Source organism: Paeniglutamicibacter cryotolerans (genome assembly GCF_014190875.1).
Taxonomy (GTDB): Bacteria; Actinomycetota; Actinomycetes; order Actinomycetales; family Micrococcaceae; genus Paeniglutamicibacter; species Paeniglutamicibacter cryotolerans.
Map to the genome: position 1 here is coordinate 2,652,097 of NZ_JACHVS010000001.1, position 14,497 is coordinate 2,666,593.

Below are 14,497 nucleotides of genomic sequence, written 5' to 3' on the forward strand. Positions count from 1 at the left end.
AAGGGCACGTACCGCAAGGTACGTGCCCTTTCGCGTTGAGGCCGGGCGTCAGGCGACCGGCTTGGAGTAGATCTCCTCCACGACCTGGCCGAAGTCCTTGAGCACCTGTGCGCGCTTGATCTTCATCGACGGGGTCAGGTGGCCGGAGTCCTCGGTGAAGTCGGTGGGCACGATGCGGAACTCCCGGATCGCCTCGGCCTGCGAGACTACCGTATTCGCCTTGGCCACCAGCACGGCGACGGCCTCCCGGACCTGCGGCAGTTCGGAGGCGCGGGCCACCGTGGTGTCGGCCGGCAGCTGGTGGCGCTCCAGCCAGCCCGGCAGCGCCTCGGCGTCGAGGGTGATCAGTGCGGAGATGAACGGGCGGGCATCGCCCACGACGACGCACTGGGAAATCAGCGCGTCCGAACGGATCTGGTCCTCGAGCATCGCCGGAACCACGTTCTTGCCGCTGGCCGTGACGATGATCTCCTTCTTGCGTCCGGTGATGCGCAGGAAGCCCTCGGCGTCGAGCTCGCCGATGTCGCCGGTGCGGAACCATCCGTCGACGAACGTCTCCTCGGCCAGATCCGGGCGATTGAAGTAGCCGCGCATCACGCAGGCGCCCTTGGCCAGGATCTCCCCGTCGTCGGCGATGCGCACCGCGTTGCCCGGCAGCGGGCGCCCCACTGAACCGATCTTGATCTTCTTCGGAGTGTTCACGGTGATCGGGGCGGTGGTCTCGGTCAGTCCGTAGCCCTCGAGGATCGTCAGCCCGATGCCGTGGAAGAAGTGGCCCAGGCGTTCACCCAGCGGTGCGCCGCCGGAAACGGCGTAGACGATCTCCCCGCCCATGGCGGCCCGGATCTTCTTGTAGAGCAGCACGTCGAAGAGCTGGTGCTTCAGGGTCAGGCCCAGCGGAACCTTGCCTGCTTCGGAGGCCCGGGACCAGGCGATGGCGGTGGCCGATGCCGCGTGGAAGATCTTGCCCTTGCCGCCGTCCTCTGCCTTGAGCATCGAGGAGTTGTAGACCTTCTCGAAGACGCGGGGCACGGCGAGGATGAAGGTCGGTTTGAACGACTGCAGGTCGGCCATCAGGTTCTTCACATCCGGGGTATGGCCGACGCGCACGCCGGCGCAGACGCAGAGCACCGAGATGTAGCGGGCGAAGACGTGGGCCAGGGGGAGGAACATGATGGTCGAGGCACCCTGGTGCACGCATTCGGGCAGGGCCACCGCAGCATTCTCGGAGAGCTCGACGAAGTTGCTGTGCATCAGCTCGCAGCCCTTGGGCCGCCCGGTGGTTCCGGAGGTGTAGATGATGGTGGCCAGGGAGTCCATTCCGGCCGACGTGCGGCGTTTTTCGAGCGCCTCGTCCGAGACGGTGGCGCCGGCCTCGCGCAGCGGATCCAGTCCGTTGCCGTCCATCTGCCAGAGGTGCTTGATCTCCGCCAGGCCCTCCTGATGGGCCGCCTGGCGGACCACGTTCTCATGCCGGGGGGCCTCGACAATGACGGCTGCCGCGCCGGAGTCGCCCAGGATCCACGCGACCTGGCTGGGGGAGGAAGTCTCGTAGACGGGAACCGAGACGCAGCCGGCGAACCAGATGGCGAAGTCGACCAGCGCCCATTCGTAGCGGGTGCTGGCCATCAGCCCTATGCGTGCCCCGGATTCGAGCCCGCTGGCGATCAGGCCCTTGGCGAGCAGGGAGGCGTCAGCTGCGAATTCCTTGGCCGAGACATCGGACCAGGTTCCGTCCTGGTTGGGCCGTGAAAAGAGCACGGGGTTCGATGTAGAAGTCGCGTGGCGCAGCACCAGGTCAGTAATATTCATCTGGGGTTGGTTGACTACCAGGGGTGGAACGCTGAATTCGCGCACTGCGACTCCTTCTCGAGGTAAGTGGCCCGTGGCGAACAGGTGAACTGCCCGGGCCATGAATCAATCCTAGTGGTTTAAGTCACACTTTATACTCATCGGTAACAAAAATTTTCGGCATACACCCGCAGGAGTAGGAATGCACGTGGAAAACGAGCTCGCCATTGGCATCGACATCGGCGGAACGAAGATCGCCGCGGGGCTGGTCGACGCCGAGGGGCGAGTGGTCGAGGAAGTGCGCCGTGCCACGCCGGGGCACGACGCCCGCGCCGTGGAGCGGACCGTTGCGGCGCTGGTCGCCGAGCTCGGAGCCCAGGCCCCCGGGGCTGCGGTGGGAGTCGGTGCAGCCGGCTGGATGGACCTCAGTGGTTCCACAGTGCTCTTCAGTCCGCATTTGGCCTGGCGCAACGAGCCGCTGCGCGCCCGGCTCGAGGAGATGGTGGGGCGCCGGGTCCTGCTGTGTAACGACGCGGATGCCGCAGGCTGGGCCGAGTACCGCTACGGCGCCGCGGCCGGGGAGTCCCATGCAGTGGTACTGACGCTGGGCACCGGCATCGGCGGGGCCATGGTCACCGACGGGGTGCTGCAGCGCGGACGTTTCGGGGTGGCGGGGGAGTTCGGCCACCAGACGCTGGTACACGAAGGGCACCGCTGCGCCTGTGGAAACCGTGGCTGCTGGGAGCAGTACGCCTCGGGCAACGCGCTGGGCAGGGAGGGGCGGGGCCTGTTGGCCGCCGGTTCACCGGTGGCCCATGCGCTGCGCGATGCCGCCGGTGGGAACGCCGACGCTGTGACCGGCGAGTTGGTGACCCGGCTCGCAGCGTCGGGCGATGCGGCGTGCCGCGACCTGCTGGTTGACGCCGGTCATTGGCTGGGCATCGGCATTGCGAACCTCGCGGCTGTGCTTGATCCCGGGATCGTCGTGATTGGCGGCGGTCTGGGGTCGGCCGCCCCGCTGCTGATCGACACGGCGGCGGACACCTACCGACGTACCCTTTCCGGGCGCAGCTACCGGCCGTTCGCCCGGGTCGTTCGAGCTGCCCTGGGTCCGGCCGCCGGGCTCATCGGTGCTGCCGACCTGGCCCGCCGTGCGCCCGCCGAAGATTAGACGGGGAAGGGGCCTGGTTAGATCCGGGCCCCGTCGTCCCCGTTGTCCGCGCGGTGCCGCGGCAGCTTCCACATCAGGAATCCCACAGACAGCAGGAACACTGCAATCAGCCCAATCCACAGTGGCGTCGGCGACCTCCGCAGGAACATCGCGGCGAGCAGCAACACGATAGGCGCACCGGTGGCGCCACACCAGGCCAGGACCAGCAGCGGGTTTCCGAAGCCCAGCGGCGGGGGATCTTCGGGAACGAACTCGCCGTCATCGGTATCGTCGACCTCGTAGTCGCGGGGACCGACGAGTGCCGGATGCATCCTGAAGACGCCCGGATCCACCGGGGTCGGGGTGGGGGGCGCCAGCGGTTCCGCCGGATCGGCCGGTCGGTCGGCCGTGGGATCGTCCTCCTCCAGACGCCGCACGAGGTCGGCCCATGCGGCGTCGTCTCCGGTGGGGTCGTGCGGGGTTTCGGCTGGATTTTGTTCAGGCACGTTCGGTCCCTCCCAGGGACTGGATGAATGAAATGGATCCGGCAAAGATCTCCTGTGCATCGTAGTCCAGTGTCGCCACATGGTAGCTGCGGGCCAGTCGCCTGATCGTCAAGGGGGCGGCCGGGCCCAGCCCGCTGCGCAGTGCCGCGATGCTGCTTTCCGGGACCACGTGGTCGGCATCCGAGCGGTACACCAGCACCGGGCAGGATATGCGCGGCAGTCGATCGATGGTGGCCCGGAACAGCTTGCCCAGCTGATGTACCCCGGCAACCGGCGTGCGGGAGTAGGCCCCCTCGCTTACCCCGGGCATCGCTATGTCATCGGCGATGGCGTTCACCGACGGCACCACGAAGCGCAGCACCCCGGCGAACTTGGCCGTCGCCTGGCCGAAGGTCAGCGCGGGGTTCACCAGTATTAGGCCGGCGGGGGAATGGGTGGCCGCCAGATACAGCGCCAGTGCCCCGCCCATGGACAATCCGCAGACGTACACCCGCGCATGGCGGGCTGCCAGCGCCTCGTATTCCCGGGCGACGGCGGCGACGATGTCGGTATAGGTAGTGGCGGCCAGATCCTGCCACCGGGTCCCGTGCCCCGGCAGCAGCGGCAGCGCAACGCTGTAGCCGGCGGCGGACAGCGCATCGGCCCAGGGGCGCATGCCCGACGGTCCAGCGGTGAACCCGTGGATGACCAGTACGGCCTCCCCATTGGAGCCCTGGTGCTTGAACGGAGTCTGGTCAAGGGCCGCGGCCCCGCCTGTGTCTTGCATTATCTGCCCCCATGAAGGGCCCGCGGGATAGGCCCGGGGCCGAGATATGCCTAAGGTTAGAGCCTAACCGACCCCGGGTACCAGCATCCGGTATCCCCACGACACCGACCCCGGAGGGGCGGAAGGCCAGCACATTGTTCTACTGGATCATGAAACGGTTGTTCATCGCACCGTTCGTCAACATCGTTTTCAGGCCCTGGGTCAAGGGTCTGGAGCGGATCCCTGCGCAGGGCGGCGCAATCCTGGCCAGCAACCACCTCTCCGTCTCCGACTCCATTTTCCTGCCTGTCGCCGTATCGCGCCCGGTGGTGTTCCTGGCCAAGAGCGACTACTTCACCGGCCGCGGCATCAAGGGCAGGGCGACGGCGCTGTTTTTCCGCCTCTCCAACCAGTTGCCGATGGACCGCTCCGGTGGCACCGCATCGGCGAATTCGCTGGGGGTCGGCGCCCAGGCGCTGCTCGACGGACAACTGCTGGGCATCTACCCCGAGGGCACGCGCAGCCCAGACGGCCGGCTGTATCGCGGGAAGCTCGGCGTCGCAAAGCTGGCATTGGAGACCGGTGTCCCGGTGATCCCCATCGCGATGATCGGCACCGACAAGGTGCAGCCGATCGGCAAGCGCCTGCCGAACATCCGCCGGGTGGGCATGATCGTCGGTGAACCGCTGGACTTCAGCAGGTACGCCGGGCTGGCCGAGGACCGCTTCGTGCAGCGTTCGGTGGCGGACGAGATCATGTACGCGATCATGCGGCTCTCCGGCCAGGAATACGCCGATACCTATGCGGCGACGGTCAAGGCGCGCATGGATGCCGAACGCCAGGCTGCCCGTCATGTCTCGAAACGCCGTCCGGGCAGGAAATCAGTTTCCGACTAGGACTTTGGCGCCCCGGGGTGGTAGCCCCGCCAGCAGCCCCGGTCATTGAGTGTTAACGTGGGTGCGCCCAGATGACGGGAGAAGTGCGGCACCACACGCAGGAGGTCTACGCTGGGAAGGTGACTCAGACTTCCTCCGCCCCCCTGTTCCCCGGCAGCTCGCCTGCCGGACCCGCCGTCGACCCGGATCTGGATCTCTGGCGCTCGCTGCCCATCGCCCAGCAGCCCAGCTGGAGTGGCACGCCTGCCTATGACTCGGCGATCGCCGAACTGGGCTCACGCCCACCGCTGGTCTTCGCCGGCGAGGTCGACGTCCTGCGGGAGCGCCTCGCGGCAGCGGCCAACGGCAAGGCCTTCCTGCTCCAGGGAGGGGATTGCGCCGAGACCTTCGACGGCGCCACTGCCGACAAGATCAGCGCCCGCGTGAAGACCATCCTGCAGATGTCCGTCGTGCTCACCTACGGCGCCTCGATGCCCGTGGTGAAGATGGGCCGCATGGCCGGGCAGTTCGCCAAGCCGCGCTCCTCCAACGACGAGACCCGCGACGGTGTCACGCTGCCGGCCTTCCGCGGCGACATCGTCAACGGTTACGACTTCACCCCCGAATCCCGGGCCCATGACCCGCAGCGCATGGTCCACGCGTACCACACCTCCGCCTCCACGCTGAACCTGATTCGTGCCTTCACCCAGGGTGGATTCGCCGACCTTCGTTCGGTGCACTCCTGGAACAAGGGCTTCACCTCCAACCCGGCACACAGCCGCTACGAACAGCTGGCCGGCGAGATCGACCGCGCCGTGCGCTTCATGAATGCCTGCGGAACCGACTTCGAGGCGCTCAAGCGCACCGAGTTCTTCGCCAGCCACGAGGCCCTGCTGCTTGACTACGAGCGCGCATTGACCCGCACCGATTCGCGGACCGGACAGCCATACGACACCTCCGGCCACTTCCTGTGGATCGGGGAGCGCACCCGCCAGCTGGACGGCGCCCACGTGGACTTCCTCTCGCGCGTGCGCAACCCGATCGGTGTGAAGCTCGGCCCGACGACGTCGCCGGACGATGCGCTGGCCCTGATCGAGAAGCTTGATCCGAACCGCGAACCAGGCCGCCTGACCTTCATCACCCGCATGGGCGCGAAGAACATCCGCGAGAAGCTGCCGAACCTGGTCGAGAAGGTCACCGCCTCCGGCGCCAAGGTGCTGTGGGTGACCGACCCGATGCATGGAAACACGGTCACCAGCGGCAACGGCTACAAGACCCGCAACTTCGACGACGTCATGGACGAGGTCCGCGGCTTCTTCGAGGTACACGACGCGCTGGGCACCTTCCCCGGTGGCCTGCACGTGGAGATGACCGGCGACGACGTGGCCGAGTGCCTCGGTGGAGCCGACCCGATCCGCCAGGAGCAGTTCGAGGACCTCTACGAGTCGGTCTGCGATCCGCGCTTGAATCACCGCCAGTCGCTGGAGATGGCCTTCTTGGTTTCCGGGGCCCTGGCCAAGCGCGGCGAAGCCAAGTAACCAGGCGCCGACCTCGACAGCCGCCGGCACCCGGAAGGGAGCAGGCGGCTGTTGCTGTTGTCGGATCCACTTCACCGCCAAGAGGGCCGCGTTCAGTGTCGATATGGCGTACGCCACGCATACGCAATGGCCGGGCGGTCAAGGTGGCGAAGGTATCTCGTTTCATGCTTGCCGGCGGCCTCGTCCGGGCGCTTAGCTCGTGTTCGGTCGACGGTCTGCTCTCGGCACACCACCGCATCCGCGCAGAAGTGCCGTAAAGGAGGCCTCTGCTGCCAATCGAAGCATCGTTTTCCCGGCCAGTCTGCCGGTGCCGGAGAACCTCGAATTGCTCGAGAGCTCGCTGCGGAACCTCACCGAGCAGATGCCGCTGGCCCTTTGCGCTCCGGAAGCTGCCGACGAGATCCGGAACGGCTGGAAGAAGTGCGTTCCCGTCAGCTCATGGCCGCTCACCGAGCCCGAAACCATCCTGGTCAACACCGTCAGGCGCATGGATCAGTCCGGGCCGGACGGATCGGCCCAGGGGTTCGAACTCGGTTACCGATCCGGCGGGAGCAACCACGCCATGACCAGTGTGCTGGGCGTCCGGTCCGCAGCCGCCGATTGTTCCTCCGGCGACTGATGCTCCCGGAGGGCTTCCCCCGGTGTTAAGCGGCGCGGCCGCCACGGGCGCTGAACTCGTGGACCTAGACGACGACCAGTCTGATTATCGATTTTTCGGGCGCCGTGCCCGATGCCGGATCCTGGGAGCGCACCGTCCCGAAGAACCCGCCCAGCAGCTTCTCTACCTCGACGGTGAAGCCCAGGCGTTCAAGTTCAGCCTTGGCTTCATCCAGCTGTTTGCCCTGGAAATTGGGGACTTCGATCATCTTCGGGCCCAACGAGAGCACATACTCGACGATGGAGCCCCGCTCGACCTTGCCTGCGGAGGGGGTCTGTGACAGCACGAGGCCGGCGGCCACCGTACCGTCGTTCGCCGGGGTGCCGGACTTGCCCTTCAAACCCGCCTTCTTCAGCGCTGCCATGGCCTGTTCTTCGGTGATCCCGCGCAATTCCGGGACCTTGACCGGCGCCGGTCCCTTGGACACCACCAGGTCAACGACCGAGGCCCGGCGCAGATCGGCACCGGCAGCTGGATCGGTGGAAATGATCAGGCCCTTGGCCACCTTCTCGGAGTACTTCCCGGTGGACGTGCCCGGCGCGAGGTTCACGGCGCCGAGGGCCTTGGGTGCGTCGGCGGATTCGGTCCCGCCAAGATTCGGTACTGAGAACAGCTCGGGGCCCTGCGAGACGATGACCTGGACCGGCTCGTAGCGCCTGATCACCGAACCGGCGACCGGGTCGGTGGAGACCACCAGACCGGTCTTGAACCGTTCGTCAAAGACCTTCTGGGTGTGCGACTTGATACCCAGAGCTGTCAGCTGCTCGATGGCGACGGTGGCGCTCTTTCCACCGAGTTGGGGCAGCTGAACCCGTGCTCCCGGTCCGAACCCGAAGAACAGGCTGGAGGCCGTGATCAGCACTGCCAGCAGGGCCAGGACGGTGCCTAGGATCCAGCGGCGACGGGTGGACATGCGCGGGGCCAGTGTTTCCGTGGGAATCTGGGCATCCTTCTTCCACCGCTTGTCGGCGGCGCGCTGCTCCCGCTTGGACGGCAGCGCAGCCAATTCGTCATGGACTTCCAGCTCCGTGTCCTCGGTGATCCGGCCGGTGTCGTCCGAGGACTGCGGCCTGAACCCCGGGAAGACCTCGGTCCGGTCCCGGCCAGCGGTCAACGGAGTCGTGGCGTCCGTGTCGATGGCAGCAAGCCCCGGGGGCAGTGGCGGTGGCGGTCCCAACACTGTGGTGCCAGCAGTATGTCCGTCGGCCATCGACAATGTCTTGTCACCGGCCTCCGCATCGACATGGATCACGGGTTCAGGGGGAGCCGCGGGGACCAGATCGGAAAGGGTGCCGAGCAGTTCGGAGTCGAAGTCGAGGTCGCCGGGATCCATGGTGGAGAGAATATGGCGGACCTCGCCCAGTAGCGCTTGGGCATCCTGGGGCCGGTTCTCTGGGTCTTTTTCGGTGCAGCAGCGCACTAGTTCGTCCAGGTCCGAGTGAAGGCCGGGGATCAGGCGCGATGGTGCCGGAACTTCGGAACCGACGTGCTGCAATGCGATCTGGAACTGGGATTCGCCGGTAAAGGGCTGGTGCCCGGTGAGCAGTTCGTAGGCAATGATGCCCACGGCATAAACGTCGCTGCGTTCGTCGGAGGGCTTGCCTTCAACCAGCTCGGGGGAGATGTAGGCGGCCGTGCCCATGAGGTTCGAGGCCGAGGTCTGCTGCGTCGTGGCGCGGGCCAGTCCGAAGTCGGCGACTTTGATGTCACCAGTGTCCGAGAGCAGCACATTGGCCGGTTTCATGTCCCGGTGGACGATGCCGCGCTCGTGGGCGGCGGCGAGGCCAGCCGAAATGTCGTTCAGCACTGTCAGTGCCTGACGCGGGGTCATGCGCCCGCGTTCCCGCAGCAGGTCACGCAGCGTCATCCCGCGTACGTACTCCATGACGAGGTAGGCGTCCGGGCCGTCGACCCCCTGGTCCGTCACGCGCACGATGTTGGGGTGGGAGAGCCCTGCCGAGAGGATCGCCTCGGATTCGAAGCGTCTGACTGTATCGGGGTCGGCTGCCAACTGGGGGAGCAGCACCTTGATGGCCACTTGGCGTCGCAAGCGAATATGGGTCGCCAAATAGACCCTGGACATTCCGCCGGTTTCGATTAATCGGTGGATCCGGTATCGGTCGTCGAGGGTAGCGCCGATCAATGGGTCTTTACGGTGATCCGTCACCATTTGATCGTAGCGATTCCGCCGACGGGCCGCCGCATCAACACGAGACTTGCCCGGGTATGCCGAAGGGGCCCGGCTCCATGATGGAACCGGCCCCCTTCGGATTGCCGAGTTGATACGGCGTCGTGGAACCTAGGATGCGCGCCGAGCACGGGCGGCGCGGCGCTTCAAGGCGCGGCGCTCGTCCTCGCTCATGCCGCCCCAAACACCGGCGTCCTGGCCGGACTCGATGGCCCATTGCAGGCAGGTGTCAACAACCGGGCAACGGCGGCATACACTCTTTGCCTCTTCGATCTGGAGCAGTGCTGGACCGGTATTTCCAACCGGGAAAAAGAGCTCCGGGTCCTTGTCCAGACAAGCTGCGCGGCTACGCCAATCCATGCTTGGTGATGCTCCTTGAGTGTAGGTCTGTGGGATGCGCCTGCCGCGAGTAAACAGCGGCAAACAGCAGAGAAACGGGAGGATATCCCTCTCCCGTTCACCTGCCTAACAAGGTTTTCATGTTACGTTCACGTAAACAAGGGGCCGGGGATGGAAATACCCCGCTGTACGTGAGCGCTTTGTCACAATCCGCCGGTGGCGGCTTTCAAGTAGCAGTAGCGTCCGTTGTTGACAAGGGATGTCTTGGCCACATCGGACCCTTCCGGTTAGCCGGGGACCTGCGAATGGGGCTAGGTTTTAAGCGTGATGAACGACAAGAGCCAGCCCCAGCGAACCCCTCGGACCAGACCCGTCTCGGTCGTGGTGATAGCCGTCCTGTTGTTGGCCGAGGCGCTAGGTGTCCTGTACTACGCATTGGTCTATGCCTTGCAGCTTGGCACTCCGGGCCCGCTGTCCATGGGAGGACGTCTGTTCATGCTCGGTCTGATCGTCGCCGCCGGAATCTGGCAGTGCTCCGTTGCCTGGAACCTGTTCCGGGGACGGGCCTGGACCCGGGCCGCCGCCATTACCTGGCAGCTGATCCAGGTCATTGTCGCCATCCCCTTCTTCGGCGTCGGGGGTGCCTTGACGGGGACGCTTCTGCTGCTTCCGGCAGCGGCCATCATCGTCCTGTTGTTCGACCCGCGCACGACGGCCTTCTTCGGGGACCGGCAAAGCGGCAGTACGGCAGCCCGGAGCTAGTCCGGATCAACGGGAAACAGGCATTGGATCCTGCGTACCCGGCCCTCATCCAGTGCCACGCCGCGTCCGGGCACATCCCGCGAAAGTTCGGGCACCCGAAACCCCAACTGGTCTGCCTCGGCGCGCCCGATGGGCCCGAGCACCAAGACCGATTCGCCTGAACGCAATACGGATCCCACGGGCAACGCATAACCGAGCGACGCCGAGGGACGCGCAGTCAGCACGACAGACAAACCCTGTGATGCGGCACGTTCCAGCAACCGTGTAGCCCGGGATGGATCCCGATCGGCATCGTCGATCAAGATGAAACGGACCTCCTTGCCCGGGTCATCGGGAGTGCCGCCCTCTTCCGCAGTCGCTGCCTGGCCCAGCCGGAACAGCCGTGCCGCCGACCCCAGATTCGCTGCCAGCAGGAGCAACAACGTGCTCTTGCCCATTCCCTCTCGGCCTAGTACCAGACCAACGGCTCCAGGTCCCCACGACCACCACCGGTTATCCGGGCCAGTCACTCCCACCAAGTAGCGGCCCGAAGCACATTCGGCGCTCCTGGAGTTCACTGGCAGTTCGGCCGCCGTGATTCGGTGTGGCAAGGGAAGGCAATATGGGCGCCGTTGCTGATCCCCGGCATGCCACTGATCGGGAGCCGGCGGTGTCGCCGGAACGGTCAATAGTTGGACGGCATGGCCCGTAAGGGGTGTTTCCGGGCCAACCCACACCGACCGCCCGGGGATTTTAGCCACCGACCGTAGCCGGGGCCACCCGATGGTGGTTTCCGGGCCGCTTCCCAGCGGCAGGAAAAGCCGGTGCTCGCAGAGCGCATAGGCCTTGGCAGCCCCCGCATCCCTGTCTCCGGCCAGCACCAGCGCGGGCCCCGGCCCACGGCTTCGACGCGCCTGGGCCGCTAGGAACCCATCGAGTTCGGCGTAGGCCTGGGAATCCATGGTGCCTGCCCAACCAGCCATGCCGGTCACCAACAGCACAAGCGCCGGGTCCGTGTCGGCTCCCGCCAGCAGCCCGATGACATCGGCTACCCGCTCCGGTTCGGCAGCTCCCACATAACCGGCAATCTGCGGCGCGGTGGCCCAGCCCGCGAGGTAACCGGCGCCGTCTAATACGAAGGCGCGGGCCCCGATCCGGGGTAAGCCGGCCAGCAAATTCCCCAAGAGCGGGCCGACGCCAGACGCTGGATGGCCGATGACAGCCAGTCGCCGCATGGTTCCCGGGGACCACCACCAGCCTGTGCTGCGCTGTTCGGCCACCAGATCCACCAGCCCCAGACCGATACCCGTCCCCGGTACGGTGCCGAGGATTCGTCGCGGCAGAAAAGGGAGCAATTGTGGCAAGGGTCGGGGAAAGGGGTTCTCCGGAATCTCCGAGGGTGCAAAACGTCGGGCCGCCGTTGCCACCAGCTCGTCCAAGGGGTGCTCCCGGGGCGGCATCTGCCCGGTCGCCGCCCGTGGTTGGCCCAGACGCGAACCATAAACGAGCAGCTTCGGCGGGTTTCCGCGGCTGGCGCGGTCGTCGACCCTGAACCCCACGACCATCCCGGTGCCGCGGCGTAAGAGTGCGCTACCAGGCATCGCCGGGTCAAGCCCGGCGGCAGCCGGGGTTCCCAGCAGTTCGGAGGACTCGAACTCGCTTTGCAGTCGAAGGCACAACACGCTATTGATGTTGGCCCGAAGTTCTGCTGGTACCGCGCCCTGGGGGCGTTGGGTGGCAAGGACCAGATGTACGCCAAGGGACCGGCCGATGGTCGCAAGCCGCACGATCCGATCGGTGGCATCGGGCAGTTCTGTGCCTAGAACCCGGAACTCGTCAATGACAACGACCAGACGTGGAAGCGGCAGACGACCGGCGCCGGCCTCGGAGCGGTACTCGGCATAGTCCCCGGCACCCGCTGCGGCCAACAATGCCTCGCGTCTCCGCAATTCGGCACCCAGGGACTCCAACGCACGCGATGCCCCGTCGCCGTCGAGGTCGGTGGCCAGGGATTGCACATGCGGCAATGCTCCCAAAGGCCCCAACGCGGACCCGCCCTTGAAATCGACGAGCATCAGGGCCAATTCGGCAGCCGAATACTCTTGGCACCAGCCCAGGACCAGGCTGCGGAGCAATTCGGATTTTCCCGAGCCGGTAGTCCCTGCGACCAGTAGGTGGGGCCCGTCTGCGACAAGATCCAGCTCGACCGGGTCCGGGCCGTTGCAGCCGATCCTGCAGGCGAGACGGCGGGTAGCATCAGCGCCATGCGGACGTGGTTCCGGTACGGTGTCAGGAAGCGGACCGAACCCGGGTTCCGGAAGGACGCTTACCAACAGCGTGCGCAGTACTTCTGTCCCCAATCTGTCGGGCCGGATGAACGATGTTTCTTGTCCTCGGACGACGCGGCCTGATCCGGCATCCACGCTCCAAGTGGCCGATTGTGACCCGTCCCGTGGACACACCAGCACCACGCCCGGGCCAGAAGGGGCGGCGGCAAGATTCTTGGCCGCGGCACACGCCGAAGCATCAGGCCCTAGCGACAGCACCAGAGTCCGCGTCGAGAATCCGTGGGAGCTCGGTAACCTGTCGAGCACCGATACCCCCGGCATGCGGCGGACCTCCACCGGCAGGAAGGAGGCGTCGCCGGTCAGGATCAGCGTGGTGGTCCCGTTGAAGAGCTCGGGTGCCAGCCGCAATATGAGTGACCGAACCAGAGCATGTGCGGCTGGCACGGACCCCTCCAGAATGCCGAGGCTGCCCGGACCGCAGGGCAGGAAACACGGAACGTTGCGGGCAAGGGGAGGGGCCGCACCTCGGATCCGCGCCCCCGAAGGAACGTTTGCTGCGGCATCTCCGCGGCCCACGCAGAATACTGCGGAGTCCGGCCCTGTCGGGCTGGTCGGGTTAGCTCGGAAGCGATGGGCGGCTTCGCCTGGTGGAAGTGCCAGTGCACGGCGGCGGCCCTCGTCAACCAGAACTGCGGCCTTGAGGGAAAACAGATGCCGTCGTCTTTCGCGTAGCCCGGACAGCGCTGATACCCCTCCAGTGGCGAGCCCGATGACGCAGAAGGCCAGGAAGTACCAGCTGCCAGTGGCCACAAAAAGACCTAGGCCCACCGCCATCGGCAACAGCGCGCCCAGGGCCTGGGGCAGGACGCGTCCGGTGGGTGGCGGTGCCTCGACAGGCAGCGGTTCCTGTGGCCACGATCGGTCTGCAGATGCAGTGTCGGTGGCAGCTCCCATCACCGTGAATGTGCTTTCCCCGGCGCTGAAGCCGCCGCCCTCCACCAAAATGGACTCGGAAACGCGTTGGCCGTCAATGCTTATCCCGTTGCCGGAGTCCAGGTCGTAGACCCTTACGCCAAGCGCATCAACGACGAGTCGGGCGTGGATCCGGGACAGTCCCGGATCGGCCACGCACATGTCTGCGCCAGCACGGCCGATCGTGTGTTCGCCGCGCAGCAACGGTAGCCGCGGCCCCGGATCCGGGCCCTCTACGACGACCAGATGCAATGCCCGGGCGTCTGGCTGCGCCGGGGCCAAGTCAGACCGGGGGAGGGGCAGGGCCGTAGTGCTTAGCAGCAGATGTCCGTGCACCGGCAGCCGCCCGATCCTCTGAATTGGCACCGGGCCCAAGAACCAGATGCAGAGGCCCGTGGTCTCGGCCAGCAGCGCCGCCAACCCGGCGCCGGAAGAGGGTACGTCACCCTCTAGACATGCTTCCCACGCAACCTCCGGACTGCATCCGGTCAGAGTCAATTGAAGCGCCATGGGGGTCTTCCTCTCGTGTCGGGCAGCCCCGGTCGTGGCAAGACTATCGACGGGCCGGGGTCGTCCGGCTATGTTGTCGGCAGTCTTGTGGAATTTCATGAAGTGGCGACAACGGTTATCCACACTTCTGTTCCTGCCCTTGTGGAGCTGGGCCCCGGCTCTGTAGTCTCGGCGCTAACTCGCCTCGGCGGTGCCA

The 14,497-nt window shown here is 66.1% G+C and carries 11 protein-coding genes; 5 read left to right on the forward strand and 6 right to left on the reverse strand.

Annotation, left to right across the window (positions count from 1 at the left end; genetic code table 11):
• Positions 1 to 48 precede the first annotated feature (48 nt).
• Positions 49 to 1,914: an AMP-dependent synthetase/ligase gene (locus tag E9229_RS12190; protein ID WP_221184448.1), complete on the reverse strand. Its 1,866-nt coding sequence runs from the start codon at positions 1,912 to 1,914 to the stop codon at positions 49 to 51.
• An 85-nt stretch (positions 1,915 to 1,999) separates the two neighbouring features.
• On the opposite strand from E9229_RS12190, the gene E9229_RS12195 reads away from it, so the two are divergent.
• Positions 2,000 to 2,962, forward strand: a complete 963-nt coding sequence (locus tag E9229_RS12195) for an ROK family protein (RefSeq protein WP_407671342.1) — start codon at positions 2,000 to 2,002, stop codon at positions 2,960 to 2,962.
• A gap of 17 nt (positions 2,963 to 2,979) precedes the next feature.
• On the opposite strand, the gene E9229_RS12200 is transcribed toward E9229_RS12195, so the two are convergent.
• Positions 2,980 to 3,447: a hypothetical protein gene (locus E9229_RS12200; RefSeq protein WP_183511578.1), complete on the reverse strand. Its 468-nt coding sequence runs from the start codon at positions 3,445 to 3,447 to the stop codon at positions 2,980 to 2,982.
• On the reverse strand, positions 3,440 to 4,213 hold the full coding sequence (locus E9229_RS12205) for an alpha/beta hydrolase (RefSeq protein WP_183511579.1): 774 nt from the start codon (positions 4,211 to 4,213) through the stop codon (positions 3,440 to 3,442). The genes E9229_RS12200 and E9229_RS12205 overlap by 8 nt, the downstream gene beginning before the upstream one ends.
• Before the next feature lie 134 nt (positions 4,214 to 4,347).
• Between E9229_RS12205 and E9229_RS12210 the strand changes: the two genes are divergently transcribed.
• From E9229_RS12210 to E9229_RS12220, 3 genes are all read left to right on the forward strand, one after another.
• Positions 4,348 to 5,088: a lysophospholipid acyltransferase family protein gene (locus E9229_RS12210; protein ID WP_183511580.1), complete on the forward strand. Its 741-nt coding sequence runs from the start codon at positions 4,348 to 4,350 to the stop codon at positions 5,086 to 5,088.
• 119 nt (positions 5,089 to 5,207) lie between these two features.
• Positions 5,208 to 6,605: a class II 3-deoxy-7-phosphoheptulonate synthase gene (locus E9229_RS12215; RefSeq protein ID WP_183511581.1), complete on the forward strand. Its 1,398-nt coding sequence runs from the start codon at positions 5,208 to 5,210 to the stop codon at positions 6,603 to 6,605.
• Between the two features lie 307 nt (positions 6,606 to 6,912).
• Complete coding sequence (locus E9229_RS12220) at positions 6,913 to 7,224, forward strand: hypothetical protein (protein WP_221184449.1); 312 nt, start codon at positions 6,913 to 6,915, stop codon at positions 7,222 to 7,224.
• A 64-nt stretch (positions 7,225 to 7,288) separates the two neighbouring features.
• On the opposite strand, the gene E9229_RS12225 is transcribed toward E9229_RS12220, so the two are convergent.
• Both E9229_RS12225 and E9229_RS12230 read right to left on the reverse strand, forming a co-directional pair.
• Positions 7,289 to 9,433 (reverse strand): Stk1 family PASTA domain-containing Ser/Thr kinase, encoded by a 2,145-nt coding sequence (locus tag E9229_RS12225; protein WP_281369528.1) that lies wholly within the window; start codon positions 9,431 to 9,433, stop codon positions 7,289 to 7,291.
• A gap of 129 nt (positions 9,434 to 9,562) precedes the next feature.
• Positions 9,563 to 9,811 carry a WhiB family transcriptional regulator gene (locus tag E9229_RS12230; protein WP_068738138.1) on the reverse strand — a complete coding sequence of 83 codons (249 nt, stop codon included), beginning with the start codon at positions 9,809 to 9,811 and terminating at the stop codon, positions 9,563 to 9,565.
• Positions 9,812 to 10,114: 303 nt separating this feature from the next.
• On the opposite strand from E9229_RS12230, the gene E9229_RS12235 reads away from it, so the two are divergent.
• Complete coding sequence (locus E9229_RS12235) at positions 10,115 to 10,552, forward strand: hypothetical protein (protein ID WP_183511584.1); 438 nt, start codon at positions 10,115 to 10,117, stop codon at positions 10,550 to 10,552.
• On the opposite strand, the gene E9229_RS12240 is transcribed toward E9229_RS12235, so the two are convergent.
• The gene (locus E9229_RS12240; protein ID WP_183511585.1) at positions 10,549 to 14,301 is read right to left on the reverse strand and encodes an FHA domain-containing protein; all 3,753 of its coding nucleotides are present in this window, start codon (positions 14,299 to 14,301) and stop codon (positions 10,549 to 10,551) included. The genes E9229_RS12235 and E9229_RS12240 overlap by 4 nt on opposite strands.
• Between the last annotated feature and the right edge of the window lie 196 nt (positions 14,302 to 14,497).